14 protein-coding genes and 2 pseudogenes are annotated in these 20,285 nt (G+C 67.5%); 7 read left to right on the top strand and 9 right to left on the bottom strand.

All coding sequences use genetic code 11. From position 1 onward, the window contains the following. The first annotated feature begins 98 nt into the window (after positions 1-98). Both GXP74_RS21495 and GXP74_RS21490 read left to right on the top strand, forming a co-directional pair. Positions 99-8,024, top strand: a complete 7,926-nt coding sequence (locus GXP74_RS21495; RefSeq protein ID WP_182452772.1) for a ricin-type beta-trefoil lectin domain protein — start codon at positions 99-101, stop codon at positions 8,022-8,024. A 114-nt stretch (positions 8,025-8,138) separates the two neighbouring features. Continuing rightward, positions 8,139-8,477: a hypothetical protein gene (locus GXP74_RS21490; protein WP_182452773.1), complete on the top strand. Its 339-nt coding sequence runs from the start codon at positions 8,139-8,141 to the stop codon at positions 8,475-8,477. Between the two features lie 102 nt (positions 8,478-8,579). Here GXP74_RS21490 and GXP74_RS21485 read toward each other — a convergent pair whose 3' ends face one another. Genes GXP74_RS21485 through GXP74_RS21475 form a run of 3 tightly spaced genes read right to left on the bottom strand, consistent with a single transcriptional unit; the run spans position 8,580 to position 11,787 of the window. Further along, positions 8,580-9,911 (bottom strand): site-specific integrase, encoded by a 1,332-nt coding sequence (locus GXP74_RS21485; RefSeq protein ID WP_182452774.1) that lies wholly within the window; start codon positions 9,909-9,911, stop codon positions 8,580-8,582. Further along, positions 9,911-10,099 (bottom strand): helix-turn-helix domain-containing protein, encoded by a 189-nt coding sequence (locus GXP74_RS21480; RefSeq protein ID WP_182452775.1) that lies wholly within the window; start codon positions 10,097-10,099, stop codon positions 9,911-9,913. The genes GXP74_RS21485 and GXP74_RS21480 overlap by 1 nt, the downstream gene beginning before the upstream one ends. Further along, positions 10,096-11,787, bottom strand: coding sequence for a replication initiator (locus GXP74_RS21475; RefSeq protein WP_182452776.1), 1,692 nt, complete (start codon positions 11,785-11,787; stop codon positions 10,096-10,098). Before GXP74_RS21475 ends, GXP74_RS21480 begins: the two co-directional genes overlap by 4 nt. 351 nt (positions 11,788-12,138) lie before the next feature. Between GXP74_RS21475 and GXP74_RS21470 the strand changes: the two genes are divergently transcribed. Next, positions 12,139-12,513, top strand: coding sequence for a winged helix-turn-helix domain-containing protein (locus GXP74_RS21470; protein WP_225448052.1), 375 nt, complete (start codon positions 12,139-12,141; stop codon positions 12,511-12,513). Positions 12,514-13,006: 493 nt separating this feature from the next. On the opposite strand, the gene GXP74_RS40730 is transcribed toward GXP74_RS21470, so the two are convergent. Beyond that, positions 13,007-13,303: a hypothetical protein gene (locus tag GXP74_RS40730; RefSeq protein ID WP_225448053.1), complete on the bottom strand. Its 297-nt coding sequence runs from the start codon at positions 13,301-13,303 to the stop codon at positions 13,007-13,009. 3 nt (positions 13,304-13,306) lie between these two features. Further along, positions 13,307-14,212 (bottom strand): helix-turn-helix domain-containing protein, encoded by a 906-nt coding sequence (locus tag GXP74_RS21465; RefSeq protein WP_225448054.1) that lies wholly within the window; start codon positions 14,210-14,212, stop codon positions 13,307-13,309. A gap of 105 nt (positions 14,213-14,317) precedes the next feature. Between GXP74_RS21465 and GXP74_RS21460 the strand changes: the two genes are divergently transcribed. The 3 genes from GXP74_RS21460 to GXP74_RS21450 all read left to right on the top strand — a co-directional run bounded on the left by GXP74_RS21460 (position 14,318) and on the right by GXP74_RS21450 (position 15,595). Beyond that, entirely contained in the window at positions 14,318-14,695 is a 378-nt protein-coding gene (locus GXP74_RS21460) for a hypothetical protein (RefSeq protein ID WP_182452778.1), read from the top strand. Further along, positions 14,695-14,946, top strand: coding sequence for a hypothetical protein (locus GXP74_RS21455; RefSeq protein ID WP_182452779.1), 252 nt, complete (start codon positions 14,695-14,697; stop codon positions 14,944-14,946). The genes GXP74_RS21460 and GXP74_RS21455 overlap by 1 nt, the downstream gene beginning before the upstream one ends. A 361-nt stretch (positions 14,947-15,307) precedes the next feature. Next, entirely contained in the window at positions 15,308-15,595 is a 288-nt protein-coding gene (locus GXP74_RS21450; protein ID WP_182452780.1) for a hypothetical protein, read from the top strand. 745 nt (positions 15,596-16,340) lie between these two features. Here GXP74_RS21450 and GXP74_RS21445 read toward each other — a convergent pair. From GXP74_RS21445 to GXP74_RS21425, 4 genes and pseudogenes are all read right to left on the bottom strand, one after another. Next, positions 16,341-17,669: a site-specific integrase gene (locus GXP74_RS21445; protein WP_182452781.1), complete on the bottom strand. Its 1,329-nt coding sequence runs from the start codon at positions 17,667-17,669 to the stop codon at positions 16,341-16,343. Then, complete coding sequence (locus tag GXP74_RS21440; protein ID WP_182452782.1) at positions 17,669-17,863, bottom strand: helix-turn-helix domain-containing protein; 195 nt, start codon at positions 17,861-17,863, stop codon at positions 17,669-17,671. The genes GXP74_RS21445 and GXP74_RS21440 overlap by 1 nt, the downstream gene beginning before the upstream one ends. Next, positions 17,860-18,699, bottom strand: a pseudogene (locus GXP74_RS40725) (replication initiator). The gene GXP74_RS21440 and the pseudogene GXP74_RS40725 overlap by 4 nt, the downstream one beginning before the upstream one ends. A gap of 68 nt (positions 18,700-18,767) precedes the next feature. Beyond that, a pseudogene (locus tag GXP74_RS21425) lies at positions 18,768-19,785 on the bottom strand (IS5 family transposase). A 112-nt stretch (positions 19,786-19,897) separates the two neighbouring features. Here GXP74_RS21425 and GXP74_RS21420 point away from each other — a divergent pair. Then, on the top strand, positions 19,898-20,284 hold the full coding sequence (locus GXP74_RS21420) for a hypothetical protein (protein WP_182452785.1): 387 nt from the start codon (positions 19,898-19,900) through the stop codon (positions 20,282-20,284). Position 20,285: the final 1 nt, after the last annotated feature.

Raw genomic sequence — 20,285 nt, 5'->3', positions numbered from 1 at the left:
GCAATCTGCCGGTCTGGGTCGCGCCTGTGACGCCAGCCGCCACACCTGGGCGCACCAGGACCGCGGTTGCCGCTGTGCCGTCCGCGGTGCGGGTTCAGGTGGCTTCGCACGCACAGACGGAGGCGGCAGGCTCGGACGGGATGCTGCTGGGCTTCGCCCGGGCCGACGGCGGCAGCGGGTCCGGCCGAGTACAGGTCGTGATCGACTACGCGGCCTTGGCCAAGGCCTACGGAGGCGGTTTCGGCTCCCGGCTGGAACTGGTGCAGGTTCCCGCGTGTGCGCTGACCACCCCGCAGGCGGCGGCCTGCCGTACCCGCACGCCGCTTGCCTTCACCAACCGTGCCGCGGCGGACCAGTTGGTCGCCACCCTCTCCCTGACCGGAACCACCGGCGCCACCACCAATGCAGCCGATGGGGCCGCGCGTCCGGCGGCGGCCGCACCGATGACGGCGACTGAGGTCATCTCCGGGACGTCGGGTTCGCAGGGTAACTATGCAGCAACGTCGCTGAATCCGTCAGGGACGTGGCAGGCATCGGGGACGGGCGCCTTCACCTACTCGTACCCCATCGACGTGCCGACGGCCGTAGGCGGAGTGGCGCCGTCGGTGGCGTTCTCCTATGACTCGCAGGCAGTGGACGGGGAGACCAGCGCCCGTAATTCACAGGCGAGTTGGATCGGTGACGGATGGGACTACGATCCGGGGTTCATCGAGCGCTCCTACCGGTCGTGCGGGAGCCTGCTGGACTCCTCGGGCAATCGGTTGCTGAAGGGCTCAGGCGACGAGTGCTGGGCTGGGGACAACGCCACGATGTCCTTCGGGTCCCATTCGGGCACACTGGTCCCGATGGCCAAGCCGACGTTGTCGCCATCCAACCTGGTCCAGCAGTGGGCGCTCCAGGGCGACGACGGCACGATCGTGCAGGAGCTCAGCGGAGCCGCCAACGGCCTGTACCAGGGGATCTACTACCGTGTGCTGAGCACGGACGGCAGCGCGGCGTATTTTGGTGCGGACCACGCGCCAACCGGCGCCGGCCCCTCCGCGTCGTTGCAGTCCGCGGACACCTCCACCAACTCCGCGTGGGGTGTGCCGGTCCTGCATCCGGTCTCGGGTGATCCGTGCTACTCGTCCTCCACCGGCACCGGTTCGAAGTGCTCGTCGAACGAGGGCTGGCGCTGGAACCTGGACTTCACCGTCTCCCCGACCGGATTCGTGCAGCGCTATGACTACTCCACCGAGACGAACTACTACGACCTGGGTGGTGGCCAGGTCGCAGTCGCCAATGGTTCGGGGACGCTGACCCCGTACACCCGCGGTGGCACGCTCACCTCGATCTCCTACGGGTACACCCTCGCTGATGAGCAGGCAGGGCGCCTTCCGGCGGCGCAGGTGGTGTTCACCTCCAAGCAGCGCTGCGAGATATCGAGTTCGTTCGACTGCACTCAGGCGATCAGCACGTCGAACGCGACCAACTGGCCTGACGTGCCCTACGACCTCAACTGCCCCTCCTCGGATTCCACGACGCTGCCACCGGGTTCCACCTCGGTTCCCGCGAACGTATGCATTACATCTTCGCCGAGCTTCTGGAGTAGCACTCGCCTGGACTCGGTCACCACGAAGGTCAATGTCGCCGGCCAGGGGCTGACGACGGTGGACTCCTACCAGTTGGGGCAGGTGTACTCGGACGCCGGCGGCAGCGTGGACCCGGTGACCGGAACCACCGTCGACCCGACCGACGCGGGCGAACTGCAGGCCGTGCTGTGGCTGCAGACGATCACGCACACCGGGTCGGCCACCGACGCGGGCGGTAGCAGCCCGGTGACGGTGAACCCGATCACGTTCATCGGCAACGACACCGACAACCGGGTCACCGGCTCCGACCCGGGTGACCCACCCCTGTACCGGCCCAGGATCTCGCAGATCATCACCGAGACCGGCGAGGCGATCGCGGTCACCTACTACAACCCCGACTGCTCGGTGACCGCCGGCACGATGCCCACCGCACCGGACACTGACACGATGTCGTGCTACCAGGTCTACTGGACACCACCGGGTGCGATAAAGCCGATCGCGGACTGGTTCAACAAGACCCGTGTGCAGACGGTGGCCGTGTCCGACCTGACCGGCGCCTCTTCGGACCAGGCCGGTGTCGTGATGCAGGGAACGACCGTCACCTCGTACGACGGCTCCCCCACACAGACATCCACCTATGCCTACGGGCCTGCAGCATGGCACCGTGACGACTCCGTACAGACAGACGACCAGTACCGGACCTGGGACCAGTTCCGCGGCTATGCCACAGTGACCGTCACCACCGGTAGTGCCCCGGATCCGATCACCCAGACGACCACTACCTACATGCAGGGCATGGACGGTGACTACCTGGCCGATGGAACACGCCGCTCGGTCAAGGTCGTCGACTCCGTCGGTGACCAGGTCACCGACTCCAACTGGCTGGCCGGAACCGTACTGGAGACCGACACCTACACCAAGGCCGGCGGCAGTATCGACGCCAAGACCGTCAACGGGCCGTTTGCCAACGCGGTAACGCAGAGCGTGGCACAGAGCGCCTGGACGGACTGGAACACCACCGACGACACGGGCACCGCACCGACGCTCTCGACGCTGCCGAACCTGATCTCCTACCGGCCGACCTCCACCGAGTCGCGTGCGTATTCGCTCCTGGCAAGCGGCTCTTGGCGTGAGAACGAGAGCATCACTGGTTACGACAGCCAGGGACGCCCCTCCACAGCGGACTCGATCGCGGACGTGGGCGGCTCCGCACCCCAGGAGACGTGCTCGACGACCAGCTACGCAACGCCACCGACCAGCAACCCGATGATGCTGACCTATAAGGACCAGGTCATCAATGTCACTGGTGCCTGCGCCGGGTCGTCTCCCACCCTGCTGTCGGCGGCGCGAACGTACTACGGAGGCGACGGAACCCTGACCAGCCTGGGTACCTTCGGCCAGTTGGATGCTGCCGGTACTGGCGAGGCTACCGGAACCCTGACCGCCACCGCGTCCAGCGCCGGTACCGTGACGGCGTGGCAGACCACTGCCACGATGACCTACGACGGGGCCGGGCGCGTCACCCAGACACTGGACACCAACGGCAGGCCCACGGGGACCTCCTACACCCCGGCGTGGAGCAGCGCCGGTGGGAACACCGACCCCACCACGGTGGTGTCAACCAACTCGCAGGGCTGGACCACGACGTCGAAGCTGGATCCGCTGCGCGGATTGGTCACGGAGAACATCGACGCGAACAACCGGTACACGGACATCACCTACGACGCGCTCGGACGGCGCACCGCGGTATGGCTTCCCGGCCGCGTCGCGGTGGGCTCCAGCCCGGAAGCGGCCTATCCGGCCTACCCGGACGAGAAGTTCGCGTATGCGGTCGACCCGGGCGCGCAGACCACCATCACCCCCAACGAGCCACTCAGCGGTGCCCCCAGTTCGGTGACGACGCAGACCCTGAACGAGAACGACAGCTACGGCACGTCGGTCACCTTCTACGACGGGATGATGCAGGAGCGTCAGACGCAGAGCGACACGGCGGCCGATGACACCACAGGCCGGGTCCTGACGGACACGTTCTACGACAGCCACGGCTGGCCCGTGCGTACCTACTCCTCCTACTGGGACTCCACGACGGCTCCCTCGACCACGATGGCCGAGCCGGACAACGAGAACCAGATCCCCTCGGAGACGGTCACCACCTACGACGGGCAGGGCCGGTCCTTCCGCAGCACGCTGTACTCCAAGAGCACGGCGCAGTGGAGCAGTTCCACCAGCTACCCAGGTGCCGACGAGACCGTGAGCACCCCACCGGCAGGCGGCTCCACCACCCAGACATTCACCAACGCACTCGGGCAGACGACCAGCACCGTGGTGGAGAACACCAACGCTCAGGTGACGCTGACCGGCGGCCAGATCATCGCCTCGGGAACCTCGCTCTCCTCCGACAGCGTCAGGCTGTCGATGCTGGCCAGCGGTGACCTGGTGCTCTCCTCACTGGCTTCGGGAAGCACCCTGTGGCACAGCAGCACCTCCAGCACGGGCGCCTACGCCAAGTTCGGCACCGACGGGAACCTGTACGTCTACAGCGCGTCGGGAACGCAGCTGTGGAGCACAGGCCTGGCGGCCACTACCGGGTCCACGCTGAAGCTGCAGAACGACGCGAACCTGGTCGACTACACCAGTGCCGGCACCGCCGCCTGGGCCAGTAACACCTACCAGAAGGCCTCCCAGGCCAACGCGACGACCAGTTACACCTACACCCCGGCCGGTCAGGTCTCCACGGTCAAGGACAGCGCCGGGAACACCTGGTCCTACCAGTACAACCTGCTCGGTGAGACGACCTCGCAGAGCGACCCCAACGTGGGCACCACGACGTTCAACTCCTACGACGACCTCGGGAATCTGCTGGAGTCGACCGACGCGCGCGGTGACAAACTCGGCTACGCCTACGACTGGGACAACCGGCCGACAGCCGAGTACAACCTGACCGCCTCAGGTTCGAGTGAGTCCGCCAACTACGAGCTGGCGTCGTGGAGCTACGACACCCTGGCCAAGGGCTACCCGACGTCGACAGCCAGTTACGTGGGTGGAGCGGGCAGCACCGGGTCCACCTACAGCGAGGCTGTCACCGGCTACAACGCGGCCTACCAGCAGCTCGGCAGCAGCCTGACGATCCCCGCCGCCGACGGCTTCGCCGCGGCCGGACAGAGCACTGCGCCCACCAGCGGCTCCGTCACCTACACCAACACCAACACCTACAGCCCCAACACCGGTGAACTGGAAGAGGTCCACTACGACGCCGACGGCGGTCTGCCGGACGAAGCCGTCACCTATGGCGACTACCTCGGCGGGATGTTGGAGTCCACCGGCTCCACCCTGACCTACGCCAACGGCACCCACGGCAGCGCCGCCTACCTCGACGTCGCCGACTACACGGCCCTGGGCCAGGAGAGCCGCTCCACCTACGGTGTCGGCGGCAAGCAACTGGTCACCGACGCGACTTGGGACGCGGTCACCGGGCGCGAGTTGACATCGGACACCAACACCCAGACCAGCACAACCAACGCGATAGACGGGTACGCCTACCGCTACGACACCGTCGGCGATCTCACCGGCGTGTCCGACACCCAGTCCAGCGGTGGCTCCATCACCGGCACCGACACCCAGTGTTTCACCTACGACTCGATGCAGCGTCTGACCCAGGCCTGGAGCGACACCCAGGGTCTGACCACGCTGTCCAGCTCCCTGGGGGGAGGGGTCGGGGGGTGCGCGAGCAGCGCTCCGGAGACCACCACCGTCGGCACCACCACGGTCGGCGGTCCCGCCGCGTACTGGCAGTCCTACAGCTATGACCTGCTGGGGGATCGCACGAGCCTGGTCGACCACGACACCAGCGGCAACGCGGTGAACGACACCACCCAGAACATCGCCTACCCCGGCAGTAACGGCACCACCAGTGCCAGTGATCCGAACCAGGCCACCAGCGTCACCACCAGCAATCCCAACCCCAGCCTGGCCGGAACCACCACGGTCACTCCTGGCTACACCGACCCCACCAGCGGTGCCGACAACGGGAACACCACCAAGCGCACCGTCACCGCCACCGGGAACGTGCTGTCCGGGGTGACCACCACCAGCGGCGGGAAGCTGTGCCTGGCTGACCCCGGAGCCTCCACCACCCCCGGCACCGGGGTGATTCTTTGGGGCTGCGAAGCCGGCGGGCAGGACGTCACCATCGGCAGCGACGGCACCGTCAGGATCCAGGGCCTGTGCCTGGACACCACCGGTGCCAACGACGCCACCGTGGTCCTGAACACCTGCACCAGCGGCACCGCGAGCCAGCAGTGGAAGGCAACCGCCACCACCCTGGTCAACACCAGCTCCGGCCGCTGCCTGGCCGACCCCAGCGGCAACCAGTCGCCCGGCGGCGCCAAGCAGATCGTCTGGACCTGCGGCAGCGGCGGCCAGACCTACACGGTCCCCACCGACAACACCGCCATCCCCGCCGGCCAGACCCAGACCACCACCTACGACGCCGAGGGCCGCACCAGCACCGTCACCACCGGAACCGGAACAACGACCGCCACCAGCAGTTACCTCTACGACGCCAGCGGCAGCCTCCTGGAGCAGACCAGCAGCACCGGATCCACCCCCACCACCCGGATCCTCTACCTCTTCGGCGGGGCCGAACAGATCACCCTCAACGTCCCCAACAAGTCCTGGACCGCCCTGCGCAACTACAACGGCCCCGACGGCACCACCATCACCCGCACCAGCGCCGGCACCGTCGCCTACCAAGTCGCCAACGGCCAGGGCACCGCCGAAACCACCATCGACGCCAGCTCCCTCGCGGTCACCCGCCGCTACTACGACCCTTACGGCAACCCCCGCGGCACCCAGCCCACCACCTGGATCAGCACCGACGAGAACCGCGGCTTCCTCAACCAGCCAAGCGACCCCAACACCGGCCTTGACCTCCTCGGCGCCCGCAACTACGACCCCACCGAGGGCCGCTTCACCAGCCCCGACCCCATCTTCGAAGCCGGCGAGCCCAACCAGATGGGCGGCTACACCTACGCCGCCGACAACCCCAGCACCGGCAGCGACCCCACCGGGCTCATGTGCACTGCAGGTGTCGACAGCCCTGAGTGCAGTTCCTTGGGCATCGCACCCCGTCCGGAAACCCCTTCGGCACCGCCCCCCACGAACAACTCCAGCGGCAGCACTAGTGCGTCCAGTAGCTGTGATTCCGCTTGCCAGAATGGCGAATTGGCGGACTGGGAATATCAGACTGGCTGCGATCTTTCGCCGGGGGCATGCGCCGAGATGTGGCGCGAATCTCAAGTTGTGTCATCTAATCCCGAAGAGACATACCCGTTGGATCTCGTTGCTTCTGTTTCTGAGGCAGCAGAGTTGACTGCGGGCAAGATCCAAGAACTCAACTCCCTACTCTGTGATATCCCCTCCGGAGTGGTGTTGGCGGTCTGCATGGCCGAAGAGGCGCTTCAGAAGTCGTCCGGTAGCATAGGTGGGTTCTTCACTTCGTTCCTGAAAGAAATAGGCGATAGTCTCACCGCTGGAAAATCGGTAAATCCGACTACGGCGGCGAAAAGAACCGGTGGGGGCGGCAAATCGGCGAGTGGCGGTTCGTCGTGCCTGGCCTGTGGCGAGTGTAGTTTCTCTCCCACGACGCCTGTCCTGCTCGCCAACGGCAAGACTAAGCCAATTGCCAAATTGAAGGACGGCGACGAGGTCGAATCGGCCGACCCAAATACCGGGAAGGAAGAGGGCGGTCGGATGGTCCAGCATGTCTGGATCAATCATGATACCGATCTCCTCGACGTTATCGTCTCCACTGGCCATGGCCACACCGCCACTATTCACACCACGGCAAACCATCCGTTCTGGGATGACACCACCCACACCTGGGTCGCCGCTGGCAGCCTCAAACCGGGTCACGAACTCAACAGCACCGGTGCTCACCACTCCATCGTCGTCGCAACCCATGCGACCCCGGGGGCGGCGAACCGCTGGAACCTGACAGTTCAGCAACTTCACACGTACTATGTTGTGGCAGGCGGCACGCCGATCTTGGTGCATAACACCGACGGCGAAGGTTGCAAGGTCGACCTCGGTAATGGCACGTACCTCCACCCCGACGGATCCATTCGAGATGCAAACGGCCATTACGCCGGTACAACCGGCGTCCAGCCGGGCGCCAATAATGAGGAGACCGTATGGGATCACCTTCAAACTGAAGGTGTCACGGTGGTGCGCCAGGAGACGAGTGTCCGGGTTCCTGGATTCAAGCTTCGGAAGTTCGATGGTCTGGCCAACATAGACGGCCTTTGGTATGGAATCGAAACAAAGGGCGCATCTGCCGGTCGCAATCCTGATCAGAAGCTTTTTGATGGCTGGCTCAATACGCCAGGTAATACCGCCGTTACTCTAAATGGCCAGTATGAACTCCATGGCGTCTTTGACGCGTGGGTGCCGTAGGATCGGCCCCCAGCTGAGTGACCGTAGACACGAACGGGCCAGGCTGGAGGCCTGGCCCGCTCGTGCTCTATGCTGGCCTACCCTTGGTGCCTGATGTTCGATGGGAGTCGTCTGGTGAGCTTTGATCTCGCGTTCTGGTATTCAGAGGATCCGGTTGACGGTTCGAGTGCCCTTGATACGTACAGGGCGATTCTCAATGAGGAGCCGTCTGCTGCTAACCCCAGCGTGGCCGTTTCCGAGTTCCTGGCAGATCTCGTCAAGGTGTTCCCGGATCTCACTGAGGAGAACGCCGACAGTTCTCCTTGGATGAGTCCGCTCTATTTCAGCGATGCTTTCGTGGTTGCGAGTATTTCGTGGTCTCGGCAGCAAGTGATGGCAACAGCTCTCGCTGCTCTGGCGCGTAAGCACGGCCTCGTTTGCTACGACCCGCAAGCAGAAGCCGTTATTCCCTGATCGGGTGGATCTGCAATGGGCAGCGGCCCCGCCGGAATTTCTTCCGGTGGGGCCGCTGTGTTGTGCTGAGCCAGTGCTTGACGGCAGTAGTTGACGGCAACGTCAGTGGACGGGTTCTGGACGAAGCGGTGGGTCGCTGCCGTCGTCAGGCTCGGTTGCGGTCTCGGTGAGGTTGCCGAGGGCGTGGCCGAGGAGGTCGATGGCCTGGCGCTGGAGGCGGAGGCGAACGTGGGCGTAGACCGTCGCGGTCACGCCGATGTGGGCGTGGCCCAGCAGTTCCTTGATGACGACGAGTTCGACGCCCTGCTCCAGGAGGAGCGTCGCGGTCGAATGCCTTAGGTCGTGGAACCGGATCGGCCGCAGGTGCGCCTCGCGGAGCAGCGCGTTGAAGTGCCGGGTGAGCGTGGCGGGCTCGATCGGATGCCCGTCGGTCCGCGTGAAGACGTACCCGCTGCCGTGCCACTCCGAGCCTGCCCGCTCCCGTTCCCCAGCCTGCCGCGCGCGGTGTGCGCGTAGGGAGGTGACGCAGGAGGCCGGCAGGGCGATGCGTCGCTCGGAGCTGATGGTCTTGGTCGGCAGCCCCGCCAGTCCGCTGCTGGCGGTTCGCTGGAGGGTGCGGCGGATGCTGGCGGTGCCGCTGTCGAGGTCGAGGTCTTCCCAGTGCAGGCCGAGGAGTTCGCCCTTGCGCAGGCCGGTGCGCAGGGCGAGCTCGAACAGGGCGGCGAGACGGTGTCCCTGGACGGCGGAGAGGAACTGTCGGGCTTCGTCGGCGGTGAGGGGGTTGAAGCGGCGGGGGCGGGGTGTGCCGGTTCGGACGTTGCGGGCGACGTTGCGGGGGATCTCTTCCTCGCGGACGGCGTGCTCCAGGGCGGACTTGAGTACGGAGTGGAGGTAGGCGAGCGTGAGCGGGGAGAGCCGCTTGTGGCAGCACCGGCCGAGCGCGCAGCAGCGCGGGCGTCGGCTGGCCTGCGCGCGGGGGTCGCGTCGGGCGTCGGTGCCGCGCGTGCAGCACTGGCAGACGGTCCGTAGCTCGTTGAGCCAGGTGCGGACGTCCTTGGCGGTGAGCTTGGCGAGCTTCTTCCGGCCCAGTCCTGGTATCAGGTACTGGTGGACGACGGCGGTGTAGCGGGTGTGGGTGGTCTCGCGGAGGTGGTGGACGGCGACGTTCTCCAGCCAGTACGTCAGGTAGGCGGCGAGGCTGCCCTGGGCGGTGACGACGGGGACGCCGCGGTTGCTGGCGGAGATCTTCTCCGTCAGTTTCGCCAGCGCCTCTTTGCGGGTGCTGCCGTAGACGTGGACGCGCTTGCGGGTGCCGCCGGAGGCGAGGACGTAGCCGGCGGCTTCCCAGCGGCCGTCCTTTCGCTGGTAGACGGTGCCGTCCCCGTTGGCGCGGACACGGCGGGAGGCGGAAGAGGCGTGGCTGGGTGTGGTCATTAGGCGGCTTCCTGTTCGAGTCGGGTGTTGATGAGGTGGTCGAGCGCGTGTGCGGGGATTCGGCGGGCGCGGCCGAGGGTGATGGAGGCGAGTTGGCGGGTGCGGATGAGGTCGTAGACGGCGGTGCGGCTGATCTTGAGTCGGGCCATGACCTCGGGCACGGTGAGGAGTTCAGCGCTGGCGATCACTTCGTGACCCCCGTCCGGTCAGTGCGGGTAGACCGGCGGCGCGGGTGACCGGCGTCTTGGCTGAGACGGTCCGGTCGGCGTCCGTCCGGTCGGGTGGGCCGCTTGGCGTCCAGGAGGTTGGCGAGGTGGGTGAGTTCGGGTAGGAGGCCGGTGCCGGCGTACTGCCAGTGCGAGATGACCAGGGTCGTGTCCGTGCTGCCGCGCTGATCGACCGCGTTGCGGTGACCCGCGCATTGACCTGCTGGGTGACCGGCGTTCAGGTCAGCGTGGTCACCGCTCCGGTCAGTGACCGGCGGGCCCGCATGCCCGACCCGTGCGGGATCGGTTGACATCGACGTATCAGCTTCGGATTGGCGGGTTCGCCAGGCGCTCCGCTCCGCTCGCAACTCGGCGAGCGTGGTGGAGTAGTGGCGGGTGCGGGTGGAGAAGTGGCCTCGGAAGCCGAGCATGTGGGCCCACTGCCGCAGGCGGAGGTGGGCGTGCTGGGGTCGGGTGGCGAGGTGCCAGGCGGTGTGGATCATGCGGCGGGCGTGGTCGGTGATGTCGTACTGGGCGAGTTCGGCGAGGAGGCGGACGCGGCGGTCGAGGGTGCCGGTGGTGGTCTCGGCTCCCTTGGTGGCGTACTTGGCGATGTACGCGGCGACGTGCCGGTCGGTGACCGGTGCGTCGCCGGTGAAGTCGGTGCTGCGGATCGGCCGGACGTCGATCTGCCGCCCGAACCGGAACACCAGCCGCCCAGCCCGGCCAGCGTCCTGGGGCCGAGAGGCGTCGCCCCCGGCGGACTGCCGCGACTGGCCTTCGTGCAGGACGCGAGTGCGTTGGGCGGCGGCGCGGACGGCGTGGTCGAGGAGCTCGGTGGTGGCCCAGGCGGGCGGGGTGTTGCCGGGGCCGGTGGGCCCGTCGAGGCGGATGACGGCGTGGAAGTGGACCTGGCCGCGTTTTTGGTACTCGGCGACCTTGGCGTAGGAGAGGGTGGCGTGGTGCCGCAGGGTGCGCTGGGTGAGTCCGGCGGCCTTGGCGATCTCTCGGCGTAGGTGGGTGGTGAAGCGGGCCCACAGGGCTGGGGCGTGGGCGTTCCACAGCACCGCGCCCGCGTAGTCGTAGTGCTGGGGGTTGAGTGGGGTGCCGAGCAGGGGATCGGTGTCGGCATGTCGGGCACCGCAATGGCAGTGGCCGGTGTCGGGCTGGTTATGGACGGGCCCGAAGCCGGGAGCGGTCAGGGTGGCGAACACGCGCGGGTGCGCGGCGACGCTCGTGGGGACGGTCTTGCCGCCGCGCAGTCCGGCGGCGATGAGTTGGTAGGTGTCGTAGCGGTAGACGGTGGAGCAGGCTGGGCAGCGGGTGGCGCGGCGGTTGCCGCAGCGGACCAGCAGCTCACCGGCCGGGAGCTGACGGGCGTCGAGGTGATCGAGGATCAGGCCCGTCGCGGTGTCGACCCGGGTGCGGTGCCCGGTCATACGGATGGGCCGGGCGCAGCCGCCCAGCGAGCCGATCTGTCGGGCCAGGGGTGCGAGGTACCCGGCGGCGGCGAGCTTGGCCAGCCTGGCGGTCAGCCGCGCCCGGCGTTCCAGCGCCGAGTTCCTGTTCGCGGACGTGGCGGGGCTGGTGGTGAGCGCTGGTGCGGCGAACGCCGCGCTGGCGGGAGTGGAGGTGGTCGCGGGGGTGGGGAGTTGGAGCTGCGCGGGCATCGGGACAGACCTCCGGCAGGAGTCGGGAGAAGAGGAAAGGCGATTGAGGGGCGACCCGGGTGATCAGCGCACGTGGGCACGGTGCGCGTGACGGCGGGCGCCGATGGTGGGCCGGGGACGTCTGGCCTGGTCAGCGGTGGTGTTCACCAGCGGTGCGTGAAGGTAGCATCGCTTCAAGCGCGCATTCAAGTGCATCCCTCCTCATCTATTTCGGTGGCCGTGGGGACGCAAGTACTGTGGCCCTGGTCTTCCGTTTTGGATGGGCCGGATTTCAGTGGTAGTGGCGCAGAGAAAGCGGGGCGACCTGCGGTGACGGTGGGGCGGCGGGGACGTAGACCGGCGGGCGGCACGGTGTTGCTGACGTTCGAGGTCATCGCCGATGCCTTGCGGGAGCGGATCCGCTCAGGGGAGCTGAAGCCTGGGGACGCGTTGCCGACGCAGGCCGTTTTGATGGCGGAGTACGGGGCCTCCAGCCTGTCCGTGCAGAAGGCCATGGCCCTGCTGAAGCAGGACGGCTACGCGATCTCCCGCCCCGGCAAGGGCGCCTTCGTCGCCTCCCCCGACACTGACTCAGGTGACGGGGAGGCGGGGAACACGCCCGTCGGCGGGACGGCGGCGCGCGTTGAGGCGCTGGAGCTGGCACTGGCCGAGACGCTTGATCAGCTCACCGCTCTGCGTGCCCGCGTCGAGGCCCTCGAAGCAGGCGGCATCGAGCGAGGTTGCTGACCCGTCGGCCGCTGGACGGCAGGGGCTGGAGCTGCGCGTCCAGATTTTCTCTACGAGGTTCAAGGCGGGTCCGGCCCGCTGGAGGTGGCCCGACGTCGCCGACCGAGCCAGGGCGATGGCAGCAACCAAGGCCCTCGCTGGCGTCGGCGGGGAGTGGTCAGCCGAGGATGTGGGCGGGGCTCGACTGATTCCCGATGGGAGCAAGTTGTGGGGTAAGGACTGCTTACCCCAGGCCCCGTCAAGCCGGAGCAAGTTGTCGCTAGCGACCGTCCTACGGTCGGATCGCGGGCACAGGGTCGGCCAGGGGTCCGACCCTCCGTTCTACCGCCGGACCCGCCGTGAGCGGTGTTCGACGCCGCTCGGCTTGGCAGTGCGGGCCCCCGCCGAACCGCTGAGCCCTGGTACCGAGCGACCAGACCGTGCGCAAGCCCGCCGAGCGCCGAGACGCCCACAAGCAGCAGTCCGAACTCGCCCCCCCACGTGATCGGGACGATCAGGACGCCAGCAGCCCGGCGACTTCGGGAACGTCGCGGAACGCCCGCAGCCGGTCAAGCACGATCCGTGTGCGCTCGGTGGTGCGTTCGCTGCCGCTCTGCCCCAGGGCGAGCATCCGGGCAGCGGTCCCGGCTGCGGCCTCGGGTTCGTTCGCGTCGGCGTAGGCCACGGCCAGCCAGGACAAGTACAGAGCCAACTCCCTCGCGTGACTGGCGTCGTACCGCCCCAGGACGTCCGTCAGCAGCGGCACCGCGCGCAGCGGCCGGTGCAGCTCGGTGTAGACGCGGGCCTCCATGACCTACAGTTCCCCGGCGTCCATCCAATACAGATATGACGGCGACTCGGTACCGGCCGAGTCCTGTCCCAGGGCCTCGCTCGCCTCCCCGAGCGCGGTCATCGCCGATCGGTCCTGACCGGCGCGGGTGTGCGCCCAAGCCACCCGGTCCAAGTGCAGGGCGCGGGCCTTCGCCGGAGCATCGGGACCGGCCTCCTCCACGGCAGCGGAAGCCAGGTCGACGGCATCGCTGGGGCGTCCGGTGTTGCTCCACTGGTAGGCCAGCGAGCCCGCGACGTTGCCCGACAGGACGCCGTCCCCGGCGGCTCGGGCGGCACTGATTCCGAGCCGGTAGATCCGCTCCGCCTCGGCGTGCTCGCCCGCGTCGGAGGCGACCCAACCGGCGATCTGCGCCAACTCGCCAATAGCCCGTAGAAGTTCACGGCCCACCTGCTCGGTGTGGGTGCCCTGGCGGTAGAGCGTGACCGCCGCGCGCAGTTCCCTCAGTGCCGGGGCGATCAGGTCCTTGCCGTAGACCACGTCGTCGGCCAGGCGCAGGCCGTGGACTCGCTGGGTCAGGTCGGCGACCTGCCCGGCTCCGATCCGCCGGCCGGTCCTGACAGCCAGCGGGGCCAGCGGGTCGCCCTCGGGCAGGAAGTCGGCCACCGTCAGCACGCGTGGGGCGGGCTCGGCCGGTGGGACGGCCTTGGCTGCCTCCAGCAGTTCGCGCGGGACCTCCAGCACCAGGGCGAGAAAGGGCAGCCATTCGCGCGGGGACCGGGTGCCGATCTCCCAGCGGGACACGTCGTTGCGCGTTGGCGGAACCCTGCCGGGGGCAGCTTGGGCCAGTGCGTCGGCCAGCCGCTGTTGACTCCAACCACGCGCCAGCCGCAGCCGCCGTACCAGCTCCCCGACCGATTCCCGCGCCACCTGGCCAGCTTGGCAGACAGTCAGGCAGACACGCTGGCTACTCCGAAAGGTTCAGGCCAACGAGACCCTGGATCGATAGAGCCGAACCGAGGAAGGGACAGCAGCATGGCCGAGGAGGCGACACACCTGTTCGACGCGAGCACGGCGGGGCCCGCAGCGGAGGAACTACGCCTGCTGCCATGGGCCACCCCGGACGGGCTCCCCTGCTACCTGAGCACCGACGGCGGGGGCTACCTGGCGTCGCTCGCCGACGGCATCGAAGAGATCCAGCTCACCATGGGGCAGGAACTGCTGGACCACGCCCGGGGCGTCTTGGCCCCCGGAGCGCGGGCGCTGACGGACGTCGAGTACCGGTGGCTGGCCTGTCGGCTGACCGAGGCCCTGTCGGACGCGCTCAGGGTCGCGGACTCACGCGGGCAGCGCATCCCCGACCCGTCGGACACAGCCGAGGCCAACGGCTCTGACCAGCAGGGAGCGCGCTGATGGGCACGACTACTCGCTACCGGTTCCGCGAGTACACCGTCTCCACTGTCCTGGACGCGATGGCGCTGCCGACCGTCGAGGCGGTCTGTGTCACCGGAGAGGAGCAGGACTGTGGGGCCGCCTCCGGCCAGATGCACACCCCCGAGGAACTGACCCGCTGGATCGCCGCGCACTGCGCGCAGACCGGCCACGCGACCTACGAGCGGACCACCCGTGCCACCCTCCGCGCAGAACCCGGAGAGTGGAAGTGAGGCCCCCGAGCGCCAACACCTCACCGAGGGCGGTCGTGCTGACGTCATTGAGGTCAAATGGTCTATACCTCTGACGGCAGTAGTGACGGCAACAACCACGCACGCCAGCGCACAACCACGGACCCCGACAGACCGTCAAAACACCGCTGACATGCGAAGAAGCAGGTAGAGCAGGCCGCCGTGCCACACGTACTATGTGATGGCGGGGACCGTCCCCGTCCTGGTACACAACACCGATAGCGGTTGCGGTACCGGCGATGGCTACCTGTATCGCGGTGTGGCCAATGGGCACCGTGCTTATGACGCCGCCGCTGAAGGTCGGGCGGTTCCTCGTGGTGGACCCTCGGGTATCAGGGCCCATGTGGGTGGAAACCAAACGGATTCCCCCTTCACGTCTTGGACGCATGATATCGAGAGGGCCAATGAAGGCGCCCAATATCTGAACGATGAGCCGACTGGTGAACTTGGCGTTATAATGCGCATCAGGGAAGCGGGCATAGACCCCGAAATCGGGCCATCGAGAAATATCCAAATTCACGGCAGCGAATATGATTATGACGAGGATGAACATCTTATTGTGGGAGAAATTTACGCTGAAGAAGTTAGTTTTGACTCTGGAATGACTTGGCTAAGTATTATAAGGGAATGAGATGCACGATGAAATTCACAGCGCATCTAGGGATGAATTGCTAGCCGCATTTGAGCTTAATTCTGAAGCTAGCGTCCTGGCCAAGCGTGCGCTAATCTCCGGGGCGAACTTTGATCTCTGGATCAAGCCGGTCCTAGCAGTAGAACTTCTGGGAATCACTGGGGCGCGGAAGAGAAACTTGCAGAGGCGTGGCAAGTTGACGGTCGGGTTCCCGGAATGCCTGGCAACTCTCGCTGAAAGGGGTGAGCAGGGTCTCCTGGTCTCCTTTGTTAATGATCGTGAACGGGGGGGTATTACTTTCAGCTCTTCCTTGACCCGGACCCGCTTAAAGTAATCGGATGCATCGGAGTAAGTACTTCCCCTAAGGATGGCTCCGCAACTCGCAACTAGTCGCGCGTAATTGCAAGGCCGAAACGAGAGTGGCTATCCTCCACTGTATGATTCAGGCCTCCGACGGCAGCGGTGACGGTAACAAGCACGGATGTCAGCGCATAACCACGAACTCCGACGGACTGTCATGTCGCGGCTGGCCTGCGAAGAGGTGGACTTTCTATCTCTGTGGGGCTCGCACTTTTGTAGGCCCACTGCTGAGGCCAGTGATGGAATGGGAGCGGGAAGCGTCTGCGGGAGTCTGATCTCGGCTCTGTAATACCCTGGCGAAACGCTGTCGATAGAAAGTGGAGCCCCACCGGAAGTGCTCCGGTGGGGCCGCTGGGGCCTCTGACGGCAGTAGTTGACGGCAACGTCAGCGGACGGGTGCTGCCCAAAGTGGTGGTTCGTCGCCGTCGTCGGGTCGGGTGGCGGTCTCGTTGGAGTTGCGGAGGGCGTTGCCGAGGAGGTTGATGGCGTCGCGTTGGAGGCGGAGTCGGACGTGGGCGTACACCGTCGCGGTCACGCCGATGTGGGCGTGGCCGAGGAGTTCCTTGATGACGACGAGTTCGACGCCCTGTTCCAGGAGGAGAGTGGCCGCCGAGTGCCGGAGGTCGTGGAAGCGGATGCGGCGGAGGGTGGCTCGGCGGAGCAGGGTGTTGAAGTGTCGGGTGAGGGTGGCTCCTTTGATCGGGTTGCCGTCGGGTCGGGTGAAGACGTAGCCGCTCGCCTTCCAGCCCGCCCCCGCCGCCTCGCGGTCCTGACGCTGCCGGTCGCGGTGCTGTTCGAGGGAGCGCAGGCACTCGGTGGGCAGGGCGATGCGCCGTTCCGAGCTCTGGGTCTTGGTGGGCAGGGCGACAAGGCCGCTGGAGTTAGTGCGCTGCAAGGTGCGGCGGATGCTGGCGGATCCGCCGGCCAGGTCGAGGTCCTCCCATCGCAGGCCGAGGAGTTCGCCCTTGCGCAGTCCGGTGCGGAGGGCGAGCTCGAACAGCGCGCTCAGCCGGTGCCCGTTCGTGGCGGCAAGGAACGCACGAGCCTCCTCGGCGGTGAGGGGTTCGAAGCGGAGGGGTCGGGGGGTGCCCATGCGGACGTTGCGGGCCACGTTGCGCGGGATCTCCTCTTCGCGGACGGCGTGCTCCAGGGCGGACTTGAGCATGGAGTGCACGTAGGCCAGGGTCAGCGGGGACAGCCGCTTGTGGCAGCACTTCCCGATGGCGCAGCAGCGGGGGCGGCGGCTGGTCTGGGCTTGGGGGTTGCGGCTGGCGTCGGTGCCGCGTGCGCAGCACTGGCAGACGGTGCGCAGGTCGTTGAGCCAGGAGCGGACGTCCTTGGCGGTGAGTTTGGCGAGCTTCTTCTTGCCCAGGCCGGGGATGAGGTACTGGTTGGCGCAGGCGGGGTAGCGGGTGTGGGTGTTCTCGCGGAGGTAGTGGACGGCGACGTTCTCCAGCCAGTACGTCAGGTAGGCGCCCAGGCTGCCTTGTGCGGAGGGTACGGGGACGCCGCGGTTGCTGGTGGCGATCTTGTCGGTGAACTTGGCCAGGGCCTCTTTGCGGGTGGTGCCGTAGACGCGGATGCGCTTGCGGGTGTCGCCTGCGGCGAGGACGTATCCGGCGGCTTCCCAGCGGCCGTCCTGGCGCTGGTAGATGGTGCCGTCTCCGTTGGCTCGGCTGCGGCGGGAGGCGGGGGTGCCCTGGGGTGTGGTCATCAGGTGGCGTCCTGTTCGAGTCGGGTGCGGATGAAGTCGGTGAGGGCGAGTGCGGGGATGCGGCGGGCGCGGCCGAGGGTGATGGAGCCGAGTTGCCGGGTGCGCAGGAGGTCGTAGACAGCGGAGCGGCCGAGTTGGAGGCGGGCCATGACCTGCGGGACTGTCAGCAGTTCCTCCGGGGCGGGCGCGGTCATGGGCGGTCCCCGCCTTCGTGCTGGAACTGTCGTTGGTGGGCGCGGTCGTGCCGGACGGTGGCGGCGAGGAGTTCCTCGCCGGGGCTGTAACCCGACCCGTGGTAGGCCCAGTGGCCGACGACCAGGGTCGTTGTCGGGTCGAGGTCGGGCAGGTCGGCGCGTGCGCGTGCCTGATCGGTGCGCCAGGTCCGGCGGGCGTCGCGCAGTGCGCCGAGGGTGACCGAGTAGAACCGGGACTTGGTGGAGAAGTGGCCCCGGAAGCCGAGCATGTGCGCCCACTTCCAGAGCTTGAGGTCGGCGAACTCCGGTCGCTGGCCCAGGTCCCAGCAGGTACGGATCATCTGCCGCACGTGTCGTTCCACGGCCAGGCGGGGCAGCGGGCGGGACTGGCCGGTGCCCGAGCAGGCCCGGCACTCCACCGGTACACCGGTCTGTGCGGACACGGCCATCCCGCGCCCGTTGCAGGGGGCGCAGAACAGGGAGCGGTCCAGGGCGCCGGAGTCGTCGGCGGACTTGGTGGCGTACGTGGCGGCGTACGCCGCCACGGCGTGGTCGGTGAGCTTGGCGTCGGTGCCGAAGGCGGCGATGGTGCGGACGTCGACCTGTTCGCCCCAGACGATTTCCGGTCCCCGACGGCGTCTAGTTCACGGCCAGGACCACCGCGGTGGGCGGCGGCCTTGAATAGCCATGGTGAGCACGCTTGTGGTGGCCTCGCGCGGCGGGGGCGTGTTGCTGCCGTCGGGTCCGTCGAGGCGGATCACAGCGTGGAAGTGGACCAGGCCGCGCTTTTGGTACTCGGCGACCTTGGCGAAGGACACGCGCAACGCGGTGCGCATGGCCTTCTGGGTCATGCCGAGCAGGGCCGCCAGCTCGCGGCGCAGGTAGGAGCTGTTCGGGGTTCGGATCATGTGGTTGCGGTGAGGCGCTTCAGCCACATGATCGAGCCTCGGAGGTGGAGTCCAGCCTCGAAGCTTTCCGGGCTCTTGTCGTAGCGAGTCGCCACGCCCCGCCAGGTCTTGAGCTTCTGGACGCAACGTTCGACGGTGTTCCTCTGTTTGTAGAGCTCGGTGTCGTGGCTGACGGGCCGGCCGCCCCTGCTGCCCTTCTTCTTGCGGTTGGCGGCCTGGTCGCGCTTTTCCGGGATGACGGCCTTGATGCCTCGTTTGCGCAGGTAGGACCGGTTGGCCTTAGAGGAGTAGGCCTTGTCGGCGGCGACCGCGTCCGGGCGGGTGCGCGGGCGGCCGACCGGCCCCGGGACCCTGACCTTCTCCAGCACGGTCCGGAACTGCGGGCAGTCTCCCGACTGACCGGGTGTCAGGACGAAGACCAGAGGGAGCCCGGCGGAGTCGACCGCGGCATGGACCTTGCTGCTCAGGCCACCCCGGGACCGGCCGAGTCCGGCGGCCTTCGCTCGGGCTCTGCGACGACGTCGCGTTGCGGCACGATCCGTCCCGCCTGGCCTGCACCGGCCTCATCCGTCTCGGGCTGTGTCGCACCACCCGCCACACCGGCGGCTGACGCGGAAGCGGAGCCCCTTTTTCCTCGGTCAGTGCCTGTTCGAGGGCGTCCAGGGTCTCCCCGGCGACAGCCAGGCCCGCTGAGTCCTGGTGCGCGCGCACGACCGTGGAGTCCACGCTCACCAACTCCAGTCCGACCAGGCCACGCCCGGCCGCCTCGGCGATCAACGCGTCCATCAGCCCCTGGAACACCCCGGCCCTGGCCCAGTGGTTGAACCGGGAGTACACCGTGGACCACGGCCCGTACCGCTCCGGGACATCACGCCAGCCAGCCCCGTTGCGAAAACGCCAGATCACCCCGTTGAACTGGTCCCGCACCCGCCGGGGCAACGGCCCCGTGGCCGCCACCGGCAGCAGAGGCTCGATCAGAGCCCATTCGGCATCCGTCACATCAAAACGCGCCACACCCGAGTTCTACCAGCAACGACCACCACCGAAAGATCCGAACCACAAACAGGCTCTGGCCGCCGACCCGCCCGAGCACCTGGACGACACCGTGCGAAGGCTCTACCGGACCATGACCACCGCACTCGACCGCGAACCGCGGGTCCTCCCGGCGATCTTCGCGGACCTCTTCAGCCGACCGGACGGCCCCGCCGCGCACACCATGCGCGCGTACCTGCCACGCCTGACCGACAGCCTCGCCCACGTCCTGCAACCGCACGTGCGGGCGGGCCGGATCCGACCACTGCCCCTGCCGGTCCTGTTCCAGCTCCTGGCGGGCCCGATGGTCACCCACATCCTGACGCGCCCGGTCCTGGAACCCGTACTCGGCGCCGCCCCGCCATCCCCGGCCGAGGTCAGCGAACTGTTCGCCGAGGCCTACCTGCGGGCGGTCACCCTGCCCGAACACCCCGCCGCCGACCCGGCGTCAACCACGGCCCCGGACCGCCCCATCGTGTGAA

Origin of the sequence: Streptacidiphilus sp. P02-A3a (assembly GCF_014084105.1) — a bacterium.
GTDB lineage: Bacteria > Actinomycetota > Actinomycetes > Streptomycetales > Streptomycetaceae > Streptacidiphilus.
This window is presented reverse-complemented; position numbering and strand designations above follow the sequence as displayed.

Excerpts from the sequence above, each read along its gene's own strand:
- GXP74_RS21485 (WP_182452774.1), bottom strand. The coding sequence starts at position 9,911 with ATGACCACACCCAGCCACGCCTCTTCCGCCTCCCGCCGTGTCCGCGCC.
- GXP74_RS21475 (WP_182452776.1), bottom strand. The coding sequence starts at position 11,787 with ATGCCCGCGCAGCTCCAACTCCCCACCCCCGCGACCACCTCCACTCCC.
- GXP74_RS40730 (WP_225448053.1), bottom strand. The coding sequence starts at position 13,303 with ATGGAGGCCCGCGTCTACACCGAGCTGCACCGGCCGCTGCGCGCGGTG.
- GXP74_RS21460 (WP_182452778.1), top strand. The coding sequence starts at position 14,318 with ATGGCCGAGGAGGCGACACACCTGTTCGACGCGAGCACGGCGGGGCCC.
- GXP74_RS21455 (WP_182452779.1), top strand. The coding sequence starts at position 14,695 with ATGGGCACGACTACTCGCTACCGGTTCCGCGAGTACACCGTCTCCACT.
- GXP74_RS21445 (WP_182452781.1), bottom strand. The coding sequence starts at position 17,669 with ATGACCACACCCCAGGGCACCCCCGCCTCCCGCCGCAGCCGAGCCAAC.
- GXP74_RS21440 (WP_182452782.1), bottom strand. The coding sequence starts at position 17,863 with ATGACCGCGCCCGCCCCGGAGGAACTGCTGACAGTCCCGCAGGTCATG.
- GXP74_RS21420 (WP_182452785.1), top strand. The coding sequence starts at position 19,898 with ATGACCACCGCACTCGACCGCGAACCGCGGGTCCTCCCGGCGATCTTC.